The organism is Vibrio sp. AIC-3 (assembly GCF_013114515.1).
GTDB lineage: Bacteria > Pseudomonadota > Gammaproteobacteria > Enterobacterales > Vibrionaceae > Vibrio > Vibrio crassostreae_C.
Map to the genome: position 1 here is coordinate 1 of NZ_VTXG01000020.1, position 12,649 is coordinate 12,649.

A 12,649-nucleotide genomic window follows, 5' to 3' on the forward strand; every position below is an offset into this window, starting at 1 on the left:
GGCTTAGAAGATAATAAAATTGTCCTTACCCCAGCACAGCTACTGGCTAATACTAGCGATGTTGATGACAACGATATTGGCAAATTATCCATTGAAAACCTACAGGCTGACCATGGTGCTATTGCGTTAAATGCCGATGGCACATTTACCTTTACCCCAGAAAAAGACTATAACGGCGATGTACACTTCAGCTATGACGTTAAAGATGCTCACGGTGGTGTGACCCACACTGGCGCATCAACGACGCTCTCGGCAGCTGGCGATGCTGCGATCTTCACCGGAGATAAAAGCGGTCAAATTACAGAAGATCGCCATGTACAAGGTGATGCTCAACATACGATATTTGTCACTGGCGTGTTGAATGTTATCGATCCTGATGCCAGTGAAGATCATTTTTACGCCACTCGTAATGCCCATGCGGTCAGTGATCCCTATGGCGGTCATCTGACCATTGGAAAAGCCGGTGATTGGGCTTATTCGGTTCCCAATGCCAATATTCAGCACTTAGCGGCAGGGCAAGTCGAGCAGGTTCAATATGAAGTAACGACCGCTGGTGGTGATAAACAAATTATTACCATCAATGTGCATGGCACTAATGATAAACCAACAGTTTCTGAAGCTATCGCAGGTGCACATAACATTGATGAAGATGCTGCAAATGCGACCTCTGGGCAAATTATTATCAGCGATGTTGATCATAGCGATCAACATTCTGTCAGTATTGATAGCCAACATCAGCCACAGTATGGTTCTGTTACCTATAATAGCAATACACAAACTTGGGTCTACACACTTAATAACAGCAATAGCCATGTTAATGCTTTAAATAATGGTGAACAATTGACCGATAAGTTTTCTCTATTAGTCGATGATGGACACGGGGGCATTACAACTCAAGAAGTTGAAATGCGCATTGATGGACACAGCGATGTTCCACCAATGCCAACCCTAGTTGCCCCTGCAAAAATTACCGGCAGTGCAGGCAATCAGGACCTGCATGCCTCAATCGGAATTCCTCCAATTATTCACCAAGGAACGCCTACGCCAATGACAGGCTGGGGAATCTCAGATCACCACGGACACTCTCTCACTGCATTACACGGTCAATTTGGTACTTTGCATGTCAATCCTGCAACCGGAGAGTTGAGTTACGATTACCAACAAACTTCATCAGGCGTCGTTAAGACACATACAGGAGGCTCTTACGGTAGTGGTACAGACGAAACCGACTCGTTTGTTTTAACCCTAGGAGGCGATCAAAACTCACAAGTCGCGGTGCACCTACATTTGCACTCGCAATCCGTCCATGGAAACAGCGGACATCACATTGACCAAACCACACTAACTGGCATGGATTTATCGCCAATCGCTCCATCACCTCCTCCAGCACCCGGCATGAGCCAAGCGGATGAACCGGATGCCTCTTTCAGCACCCCTGATGAAGTTACTCTTAATTTTGATGAGGTGACGGCAAACCTAGAACATACAGCGATAGGCGAACACGAACAGCGTTCTGGTGCCCATGCTTACCTAGACGCTCTGGGTATTAATGCTGACTCGCCGTCTATAGATTCACCGTCACACAATGTACCAGTAGCGCATGATATCGATATCATTTTCAGTGATGCCGAGAGTGCTTATGGGGCTGAGCAAACTGACGATGGTATGAGTGATGGGCTGTCTCACCATACCGATAACCCATCTATTGATGATTCTTTACACCATCATAATGACGTTGACGGACTGCCTGACATAGACCCAAATAACTAGAACATCACCCCTTCGGTTAGATAAAAAAAGGAGCACGGCATGTGCTCCTTTTTTATGCAAGCCAGAGTGGAGGACTTTACCTCTCTCCAAACGCCACGCTAACATTGGTATAAATCGGTTTCCATAAGTATTGGAACACCGACTTCTCGCCAGTTGTGATGTCTACTTCACCCGTCATACCCGGCAGTATGGAAAAGCTTTCAGGGTTATCACGGAAGTAAGGCGTATCAACCGACACTACAACTTCATAATAGATCTCGCCACGTTCGCTTTGACTTGTGGTCGGTGAAATACTCTCTACCGCCCCTTTTAAAGCCCCAAAGCGGCTGTAATCAAACGCATCAATCTTGACTCGAGTGGGCTGCCCAACACTCACAAAACCAATATCTCTTGGGGACAAACGTGCTTTGAAGTCAGCGTTCCCTCCGACAGGCACAATTTCAACTACCGTGCCACCCGGCTGAATAACACCACCATCCTGCGTGCTTGGTATGCTTTGCACCAAGCCTTGTAGCGGTGACACTAACATAGTGTTCGTCAATTTAGCTTGGCTTGAACGAACTCTAGCATTCAATGCTGATAAGTCAGATACGGCTTTAGAACGATCATCGCTCACTTTAGCTTTCGCTTCCGCCAGAAGCTGTATGATTTTTTGGTCATTACTGTCAGCTTGTCTAATCAATACCGACTTCTTACCACGAGCTTCTTCGATTTTCTGTTCGATACTGGCCAATTTTTGTCGCATTTCAAGCACACGTAAACGTGAAATGTTACCCGCTTTATAACCCTTCTCCAGTATGTTCAACTCTTGCTTAGTCGCATTTAACTCTTTCTCATAACTCGGCAAGGCCTTTTCTACGCTACGAAGCTGCTCTGCAATTTGCTCGCTCTCTTTCTCAAGCACCACACGCTTTTGGAAGTAGAGGGCTTTTTGCGCGTTCAGCTGCGCTTTTTGCTGGCTGACGATCTCTGGGTAATCGACCTCAAACTCAGCAAGGTTAGGCTCACGTTGCTCAAGCAGCGCATTCATACGTTCCACACTGGCTAGAAGCGTCACTTGTTGGGACTTTAGCTCTTCAAGGGCGGTACGCTGGAAAGTGGCATCAAACTCAACAAGCGGCTGGCCTTTCTCTACCAACTGGCCTTCTTTAACAAAAATTTGCTTTAACTTACCGCCAATCGCACTTTGTAATACTTGCTTCTCGCCTTCCGGAATCACAGCACCTTTGGCTTTGGCGATTTCATCAACTTGAGTGACTACAGACCAAGTGGCAAAAGCAATAACACATAAGGCAACCGACCATGTGGCCAGCGCCAATGTACGAGCCGTATTTTGTGATTCAACAAGCTCACCGTAGCGCTTGCCCTTCTCGATAGATTGTTTAGTCATTAGCGACTCCTTGCTTAGACTCTGATTGTTCTTGTTGGGCTGCATTTTGTTGAGCAGACGCCTCTTGAGTTGACGGCTGTAGCTCTTGAGATAACGGTTGCTCAGATAACTGCGGTTCTTGAGAAGCTTGAGGCTCTGAAGGCTGTTCCTGCTTCGAAGACTGCTCCGGCTCTAATGGACCGGCATAAACCACTGCACCTTCATTTAATACCACCACTTTATCGGCAAGCTTGATTAAATCCGGATCGTGGGACGTGTAAATCACCGTTGCTTTTCCTTTTTTCGACTGCACAAACTCACCAAAGATACGTTTAGCATTTGGGTGAGCATCAGGCACAGGATTATCCATTAAGAACATTGGGTAGTCATAAACCAGCGCTTTCGCGTCAATGAGGATCTGCGCGACGCTGCCAGACAACATGTCAAAAAGGCTGTCCGGCTGAATACTGCTGATGGAAGTATCGAGCCCACCTGATAATGTCTCGAACCAACGCTTTCCGCCCACCATTTCAATTGCAGAGATCATTTTCTTATCTTCGACTTTGTGACCGTCGTTTAGCCACTCTCGAATACTCAGCGTAAGCAAATCAGGATATGCGGCTCGAATGAAACACCAGTGGCGATAAAGCTGCGGATCGTATTGAACGAGGTTAACGCCTTCAAGCTCGACCATCCCGTTTTGGATAGGCTGCAAGCCAGACAGCACTTCAATTAATGTTGATTTACCGCTCCCAGAAGGGCCGGTAATCGCGACAATTTCACCGGCTTCAATATCAAAACTCACACCATTCAAGGCCGGGCGACTCTGTTTGGGATAGCGCAGCGTCACTTGGTCTAATTTCAAGTTAGGCGCTACCACAGGTAACGGGTGATGCTGGTAACTGAATTCACGCTCAGACGGCTGAGACAAAATGCGGTTCACTTGCAGCTTGGATTGATTAAAGCTATTAAAACGCATCGCACTGTTTGCCAACACCTGAGCAGGACCCGTCACCTTAGATATCAACATCATTGAAGCAATCAAACCACCAGGGGTCATCACTTGTTCAAAAATAAGTCCTATACCTAACCCCATCACGGCGAGTGTCGAACCCACACCAATGAAATAGTAAATCGAGGTGTACCGACTCTGGAGAACCGATTGATTAAAGGTCACTGTTGAAGCAAGAAGATTGGCTTTTTTGAAACGTTGAATCCAGTGCTCTGAGAATCCAGCACTGCGAATAAAGGCAAGCTTGGATGACAGCTCATTAGTCATGTTTTGACGATTCGTACCTGCCACTGTCGATTGCATCGAGCGCTTGCTGCTAGAGCGTATCGAACGCTTTGCTAGCAAGTAATAAAGGATTAAAGAGACGACTGGAACCAGTACCAACCATCCGCCTAAAACACCTATCGCAAGTACAAAAATAAGAATGAATGGTAGGTCAAATAACGCATTTCCTAATGGCCCCGATAGCACACCTGAAATACGCTCTGACAACATCACTTGGTTTTGCTGACTAGAAGAAGCTGTTTGCTGATTTTGAGCATAGCTATTACGAAGCAGACGCTGCACGAGGGATTGAGAGATCTCACGACTTACTCGGTTGGAAACTGAAGCAAACACTCGGCTACGTAATGTTCTCAACCAACCCATCATCACAAACAACAACGCTGCGCCAATGGCGATACCTTGCAGCTCATGCCCTGCATCACCGCCAATCACATGGTCATAAATCGACATCGTGATGAAAGGAACGGCAAGCGCAAATAAGTTAGTGATAAAACTGACTAGCAGCAATTTAGGAATAATGGGGCGAAACGCATGTAGCCGTTCGCCAACCCAATCAGGAGAAGCCTTCTCTAGTGGTGGACCTTCGATAACGATGCAAAACTGAGGGACATCGGTGATGTCGTCATTGGCATTAAAGGCAACAAATTGTTTGGATTCTAAATGACCAGAGACAAGCTCATTTTCACCAAGCACCAGCAAGACCAATTTATGTTCACCAACGTCATCTAGGTTGGCAACCAAGCGATAAGGCAGTGCAAGCCTGTCGAACAAGGCAAACATATCGTCGATTGATTCAATGCCATTTTCATCGACCCATTGATGTGCGAACAACTGGATATTAGCATTAACTTCCAACTGCTTAAGAACGGAAAGGCTCTCGGTTTCTAAATGGTTCATCACCTCTTGTCGACCGCTGGTATCTGCACGGTTGTTCGTACCTGAAGGGTTACCAATATCTAAACGATTCATACGACGGCCTCCTGATTGCTCTCGCTGTCGACCGTAATAGCTCGACTTTCCACTGTAATGATTCGATTAGCCAATTCGCGAAGCTTCGAATGGTAGCTCACCATCAGTATCGTGCGTCCTGCCGTTACTTCTTCTTCCAACACCTTAGCTAGATTCCCAAGGGCGTCTAAATCAAGTGAAGAATCCGGCCTTTCCAACATGATTATGGGTTTATCACTTGCCAATTGAGCCGCGATATTGAGCATTTTCACGTTACCCATACTCAACAAAGAAGCACTCGTATGGCCAATTTGTGTCTCTAGTCCATCGGGTAATCGAGTAATCTCTTTGGTTAAACCCAAACGCTTTGCATAGTCACTGGCGCTTTGCGTTTTCTCAGGGTCAAACCCGCACAAGTTGTCGAGAATAGTACCCGACACCAACTGCCCTTTAACGCCACAGTAGGCCACAATATTGGTTACGGATGCGATTGAAACTGCAGCTCCGTTAATGAAACACTCACCCGCTTTTAGATCATCAATACCTGCAATCGACGACAATAAATGACTGTTAGTGTGGCGATCCTCACTCTCTAACAATACCAACTCACCTTTATTCAGTGTGACATCTGCATGAGAGAGTTCACCGTATCTTTCAACGGTCGCTTGCTTGATTTCCAACGTCTCAAAGTCAGATAAGTGGTTCTCAGCTTGCTCAGAATCTGAAGAGTCCGATAGTGACAAGTCACTCAATTTTTCTATTGCCTGATTAGCACTGTGTATTGAATTAAGCTTAATTCGAACTCCCACCAAAGCACTTAAAGGTGCGACGGCTCTGCCCGATAAGATAGAACATGCCGCCAAGCCACCAGTAGTTAACTGACCATCCAACACCCACAAGCTCCCCGTAATCACGAGTAAAACTGACGTGGCTAATGCAGCAAGCTGAATACATTCTTGGGCGAAGGCGTTCTGTTCTTCTTCTCTCGCTTTAGACTGAGAGCGAACATTATTGAGGGATTTAAACTGATTGAAGATTCGAGACTCAACGGCCTGGCGTTTGATTCCCTGAATGGTTTGGCTCAGTAAAATCAAGAACGCTTTTCGCTCCTGCTCATCTTGGGAAGCCTCTTCACTTAAGCTTTTTACGCGAATAGAAGATAACCAAACGATTCCAAGAGTAATCAGCCAAACTGCCAAAGGTATCGCCACCAGCTCACCGCCGATGTAAGCCACCAAGCCCAAGAAGATCAAGGCAAAAGGCAAATCAATAAAGCCTGCAATCACACCACCGGAATACCAATCTTTGACTTTGGATACAGAACCAAGCCCCTCTTCCACGCCGCCAACACCAATGTTGCGGAGATGGCCTGATGAAGCCGTTGTTACTCTTTCAACCAAAGTTTGATAGGTCGCTTTCTCGGTATTGCTGGCCGCGGCTGACAAAAGCCAAGTACGCACAAACCGGATTAATGCTTCCATGGCAACAGCCAACGCTGCACCCGCCAACAACAAAGTGGCAGTACCGTAACTTTGGTTAGGTAAAATACGATCGTAAATTTGTAAAACCGTTAACGGAACGGCGAGAGAGAGAAGATTTATGAGTAAAGAAGGCAGTAGGACTTTCCCCACCACCCCTTTGTTTTTCATTGAACTTGCGGGCATACACAATCCTTATCCATGCTTATGAAATAAGATTGGTACACCATGTTGAGTATTGCAAGGTAACGAACTGATTTAACGTGTTTTTCAATATAAATATGACACAGATCTTTCTACACAAATCTATGGCTATACCCGTACCTTAAAAACGCTCCTTACAAGCGCTCCTTACAAACAATCGTCGTAATCCGTTATCGCCTGCTTTAACTTTGAAAAGTCTGAGTTACATAAATACGGTCTCAACGCTTCAAACATCTCTTCTGGCCACTCGTATATTTTGAATGAAATGAGTTCGTCAATAACGGACTCACCAAAGCGGTGTTTAACGACTTTAGCTGGAGAACCACCGACAATGCTGTAGGGAGCGACGTCTTTTGTCACCACACTATTCGCTGCAACTACGGCGCCTTCGCCAATCGTCACACCGGGCATCACCATCGCTCGCATGCCTAACCAAGCTCCATCTTCAATGTGAGTATCACCTTTGCCAATGTAGGCGTCGTCGATAACATCCATAAATGGATACAGTAAAAACCAATCAACTCTGTGGGTATGGTTGCCACCCATTAAAATCACAACCTCTGCGCCAATACAGACATAATCGCCGATATAGAGTTCGTCGATTTTCCATCGAGGCTCCCACTGGCGGCTGACGTCGTCGCCGTGTAAATAACGCACTACCGATTGTTCAAAACCATTATCCCAGCAATCGCTGTAATAACTGTGTTGACCTTTTACATGAATATTGGGGTTGGTTACGACTTCATGCAGCAACTCGAATTTGGACCAATGCTTCTTTTGCATTTTTACCTCTGAATGATCTATTAAGTTTTATTCGTTAACTATCAAAATGCTCGACGATGCAACAAGGTGCACAAACTAATGCCCTATAAACACACGGTTCACTGGGATGAATAATAAGTATCACGCTTAAATCATAGCAAAGTCGCTAAAACTAAAGAGGTGTCAGTGGATTCGAGGTTGCTTAAGAAGAGGAAGTAATTTCAAAGTTTGTCTAGTTTTTATCGATAACTTGGTTGGATAATTTACAGGCGTAGTGTATCTGTTTAGTCGCACCAATTTGACAGGAAGATGTGATTAATAAGGTTTCAAATATCGTTTCGTGGAATACGGCATGAACAAGAGCCTGCGCGATTACACAGGCTCAAACTTAGACTCAGCTATAAACTTCGGAGCTCGCTTGGAGCTGGGCTCAGCGACTACATGCGTGCAAGCTGTACTTTTCTATCTTTATTCACCACGCAGAAGTTACCGCGCTTAGTACGACACTTAGAGCACCGTTCGCATTCAACAGGGCTTCTATCCCCTTCCTTCCAACGCTTAACTAAATGGGGTTCAGAAAGCAGCGGTCTTGAAAGCGCGAAGTACTCAATGCCCGTGTTGTTTGCAATCGCTTCGATAGCATCAAAATCCGTTAGACCACCTACCGTGATCACTGGGATATTAACGTCTTGGCTGATCGCGTGACCATACTCATGGAAATAGCCTTCAGCTTGAATGGTAAAGCCATCGTGCGACTCGCCAATCATAGTGTCTGCTTTACCATGAATATTACCTGACACGACAATGCCATCCACGCCCATTTGTTCAAGCTTTTTACAAACAATACGTGTTTCGTCAAAGGTGACACCACCTTCAAAAAACTCAGATGCAGTGAGTTTAACTAAGATAGGGAAATCATCACCCACCAGCTTGCGCGTCGCGGTATAGATCTCTAACAAGAATCTCATGCGGTTTTCTAAGCTACCGCCGTATTCATCTTCACGTTGGTTGTAATAAGGGCTTAGAAATTGGTTAATCAGGTAAGTGTGAGCGGCATGAATTTCAACGCCATCAAAACCTGACTTCTGTGCTCTTAATGACGCTTGAGCAAAGGCATCAACAATGTAGTCGATCTCGTCTTTGGTCATCGCTTTGCCTAGTGTTTGAGTTCCTTTTTCTGGAACCTCACTTGGTGCGTAGATCACTCGCTCGCCAAGATCATGCGTGGTCTTTGTGCCACCGTATGCCAATTGCATGACGATTTTAGAGTCATTGTCATGAACCAATTGAGTCAGCTTCTGATACTCTTCAATGAATGAGTCGTTATACATGCCCATCATGCCCGCATTCGGCTTTTCTTCTTCAACAATGTTCGCGTAGCCCGTCACGATCAGGCCGACTTCACCTTGAGCCAACTCTTCATAGATAGCGTACAGTTTATCTGTCATATGCCCATCTTCGGTGGCCATATTTTCCCACGTTGCACTTCTCATGAAGCGATTCTTTAGTGTCATCTTGCCAATGTGGGTTTCTGTAAACAAAGTGCTCAAGTGTCTTCCTCTCAAAATCGTGTTACGCAAGTTACCCATTAAGCATGGGCACTGATTCAGGCGGATACTACAGAGAATAAGGCAGCGAAAACTTAATCTAGATTAAGAGAGCGGCACTCTCATGTGAGAAAGATATAGAAAGCATCAAAAAGAGATAAAAAAGATTGGAGAAATGGTAACAAAAGAAAGTCGCTAAGTTTTAATAAGCGACTTTGTTCAATTTAATCTGGACTAAGTCAATGGTTCTTACGAGAGGTGTCCACCTGCGAATTTCTGCCTGCTAACAGTTATTTGAACTCATAGGTGTAAGACGCGCCAACACTGTTATTTTCACCGAAATCGTCCTCAGCAAAAATAGTGAAGAAGTTGAATGATTGAGCGTCACTCAACATGTAGCTAGCACCGACGCCTGCCCAATACCCTGAATAATCATCAGACCCCATTGAACCGCCACCGAAGCCCATGATAGACCATTCATCAGTAATCGTTTTTAAACCAAACGCACCAATGTAGCCACCGTGTGTTGAGCTCGACATCAATACATAGTCAGAACCAACATTATCATCATCGAAAACCGCTACTTCGCCGTCATTATAGCTGTAACCAGCCATAGGGAAGATTTGCCAACCGAACGGCTCAATATCGAAATAGCTCAGTGGTATAAATGTGCCAATACTGTAGTTGTTCTTATAAGCATCGTTGTCATATTCAGAACGGCTAAAGTTGAAGTTAACAATACCCATAGGCAACAGCCATGAGCCGCCTATTCGCCATTCTTCGCCATCTGCGTTAACACGAGCATTGATCATTCGTGCTTCATCAAGCCCAATAGACCCAGAGAACTGCAGATCTTCGTTATAAGCAACGCCAGCTTTGGTTACGATTTTAGTCGGATCATCAGGGTGCTTCTCTTCAGCAAAAGCACCCGTTGAAAATAAAGACACTAAAGTAATGATTAGTAGATTACGTAATGTCATTAGAAGGTCGCGCTAACACCAACAAAGTGGATACGGCCATCGAACGAACCATTCAACAGATTAACTTGACCAAATCGACCATATCGATCCATCTCAACTGAACCCATATCAGCGTATTCATAGAACACATCAATTAAGATGTCGTCCCAGTAGGTAGATGCGCCAACTGAGTAGCGGTACTGTTCACCCACAGGAAGGTCAACCCATTGCATTGACGGATCGTCTTGCGGAGAAGTTTCGTAAGAGAAGCCAGCTTTCAAACGCCAGTCTGAATTCAATTGATAATCCGCACCTACCGCAAATTTCCAAACGTCATCCCAGTCACGCTCAATCGGAACACCATTAATTGGACTTCCTGCTATTCCAAAATCAAGAACGGTTGTATCCCATTCACTCCAACGATGGAACTGAATACTAGCAAGCAGGTCAAGTTGAGAGTTCAAAGCATAGCTCGCACTGACATCGATGATTTCAGGTAAAGCAATATCAGTTGATAATGAATTCAATACGCCTTGGTTAATAACACCATTTACATCATTGTTAAACTTATGCTCTAGCTTAGAACGGTAACTTGCGCCCAGCTTAAGTTTATCTGTCGGTGTGTACATTACGCCAAGGTTATAGCCGTATGCCCAGTCAGTATCTTGCTTCGCAGTAAGCATTGACGTTGTTTGTTGGAATGCAGCCCAACTGAATTGCACACCCGCGCCTACTGACCATTGGTCATTCAGCTTATAACTCAGTGATGGGTTCACTTGCATTGCAGTAAGAGTGATATCTTCTAGAAGTGCAGCACCCGCCCAATCACTGCCGTAATCAAGGCTAGAGCCGCCAACAGCGCCAAGCGCGATACCAAGGTGTAATTTGTCTGTGACTTGATGAGCGTGGAAGGCACCAAATGACGGCATTACGGAATGAGCTTTACCATCTGGATTACCACCGTTATCTTGATACTTCATTTCAAGATCGAATGCCATGGTGTTGATGGTCGTTTTGCTTTCGCCCATGTGAGACATAGTGGCAGGGTTTGTCCACATCGCCGCTGCAGATCGAGTGTAAACACCGTCGCCAGCACCAGTAGTACCAGCGTTGGCAACGACAGCTTCTTGCAAAAACAGGCCACTTGCGAATGCATTTGAGCTCGTAAAAATTGCAGTGGCAGCTAGAGAGTAAGTAAAAGTTTTGTTCATCAGAGCGCTCATTTAGCCTTAGACATTAAATTGCTCTAAGGTTACCGCAAAGCCCCATAAACAAAGGGAATATCGATTATTCCTGTACAAACATTATTTGAACTTTCTTGCTAAGTAAGAGCGTGGCTTGTCAGGATGAATTTCACGCTGTGCTGCTATCGCTCGGTTCTTACCTAACCCTACTTTGATCTGATACCAAGTTTCGTAGAACACAGCCATTCCGGGGCTTGACCACCAAATCTTGTTGTAGAGTTTCTTATTAGCAGCGACGACATCTGGCGACCGATTCGCACACTCAAGTGCCAACGCATAGGCTTCAGCGTAAGGATCTTCGGCAATCTTGGTCACCAACCCATATTCTTTAGCGGTTTCACAGTCGATCACTTTGGCCGTCATCGCCATTTCAAGGGTGTGATCTTTACGCATCAGCTCTCTAAAAGCGATAGCGCCTCCCATGTCTGGAATCAGACCCCACTTTGCTTCCAATATAGAGAAGTTCGCATCCGGGCTAGCAATTCTAAAATCACCCCCACTGACCAATTGCAGGCCGCCTCCCCAACAACGACCATGAATCGCAAAAATGACAGGGCATGGAATATCTCGCCAACCCAATGAAAAGCGTTGTGCAGCGTTAGGCAATGTCGGTAGCCATTTAAACAAGAGCTTCATCGCCCCAGATTTACTGGTTAATAGGGACTTAACATCAAGCCCTGAACAAAAATCAGAACCCTCACCTTTTACTATTACGGCACGAATCTCGGTGTTCTTTTTCAGCTGAGTCACCATGTTATTCACGCCTTGAAACATTGCCATATCAATAGCATTGAGCTTATCGGGTCGATTCAACACAACCGTCGCAATTTGGTTTTCATCGATAGAACAAGTAATACGATCGAGGTTTGGCATGGTGGCTACCTTATCAGTGGTCAGACCTTTAGGTTATACATTTTATTAACATATGCCAAACTTGCACATTAAGAAGCGAGACCTGTGTTGCTTAACGTCTTTCCCTTTACACAAACGACATCAACAAAAAAGCAGTGATGGATCGCTCCATTCACTGCTTTTCATCCGTAGCTTTTATCGCCAATGGCTTTGATTGCC

The 12,649-nt window shown here is 45.3% G+C and carries 9 protein-coding genes; 1 reads left to right on the top strand and 8 read right to left on the bottom strand.

What is annotated here, in order from left to right:
- Positions 1-1,770 (top strand): VCBS domain-containing protein (locus tag F0229_RS14290; protein WP_171733090.1); only part of this gene is annotated, 1,770 nt, incomplete at its 5' end.
- Between the two features lie 76 nt (positions 1,771-1,846).
- On the opposite strand, the gene F0229_RS14295 is transcribed toward F0229_RS14290, so the two are convergent.
- The 8 genes from F0229_RS14295 to F0229_RS14330 form a co-directional block, all read right to left on the bottom strand.
- Positions 1,847-3,160, bottom strand: coding sequence for an HlyD family type I secretion periplasmic adaptor subunit (locus F0229_RS14295; protein WP_171733091.1), 1,314 nt, complete (start codon positions 3,158-3,160; stop codon positions 1,847-1,849).
- Positions 3,153-5,405: an ABC transporter transmembrane domain-containing protein gene (locus F0229_RS14300; RefSeq protein ID WP_171733092.1), complete on the bottom strand. Its 2,253-nt coding sequence runs from the start codon at positions 5,403-5,405 to the stop codon at positions 3,153-3,155. Before F0229_RS14300 ends, F0229_RS14295 begins: the two co-directional genes overlap by 8 nt.
- Positions 5,402-7,048, bottom strand: coding sequence for an ABC transporter ATP-binding protein (locus F0229_RS14305; protein ID WP_171733093.1), 1,647 nt, complete (start codon positions 7,046-7,048; stop codon positions 5,402-5,404). Before F0229_RS14305 ends, F0229_RS14300 begins: the two co-directional genes overlap by 4 nt.
- Positions 7,049-7,213: 165 nt before the next feature.
- Positions 7,214-7,849 carry a CatB-related O-acetyltransferase gene (locus F0229_RS14310; RefSeq protein ID WP_171733094.1) on the bottom strand — a complete coding sequence of 212 codons (636 nt, stop codon included), beginning with the start codon at positions 7,847-7,849 and terminating at the stop codon, positions 7,214-7,216.
- A 416-nt stretch (positions 7,850-8,265) separates the two neighbouring features.
- Positions 8,266-9,378 carry an NADH:flavin oxidoreductase gene (locus F0229_RS14315; RefSeq protein ID WP_108208384.1) on the bottom strand — a complete coding sequence of 371 codons (1,113 nt, stop codon included), beginning with the start codon at positions 9,376-9,378 and terminating at the stop codon, positions 8,266-8,268.
- Between the two features lie 287 nt (positions 9,379-9,665).
- A complete protein-coding gene (locus F0229_RS14320) occupies positions 9,666-10,355 on the bottom strand; it encodes a hypothetical protein (protein WP_171733095.1) in 690 nt (229 codons plus the stop codon).
- Positions 10,355-11,545 (bottom strand): OmpP1/FadL family transporter, encoded by a 1,191-nt coding sequence (locus tag F0229_RS14325; protein WP_171733096.1) that lies wholly within the window; start codon positions 11,543-11,545, stop codon positions 10,355-10,357. The genes F0229_RS14320 and F0229_RS14325 overlap by 1 nt, the downstream gene beginning before the upstream one ends.
- Before the next feature lie 93 nt (positions 11,546-11,638).
- Positions 11,639-12,451 carry a crotonase/enoyl-CoA hydratase family protein gene (locus tag F0229_RS14330; protein ID WP_017066674.1) on the bottom strand — a complete coding sequence of 271 codons (813 nt, stop codon included), beginning with the start codon at positions 12,449-12,451 and terminating at the stop codon, positions 11,639-11,641.
- Between the last annotated feature and the right edge of the window lie 198 nt (positions 12,452-12,649).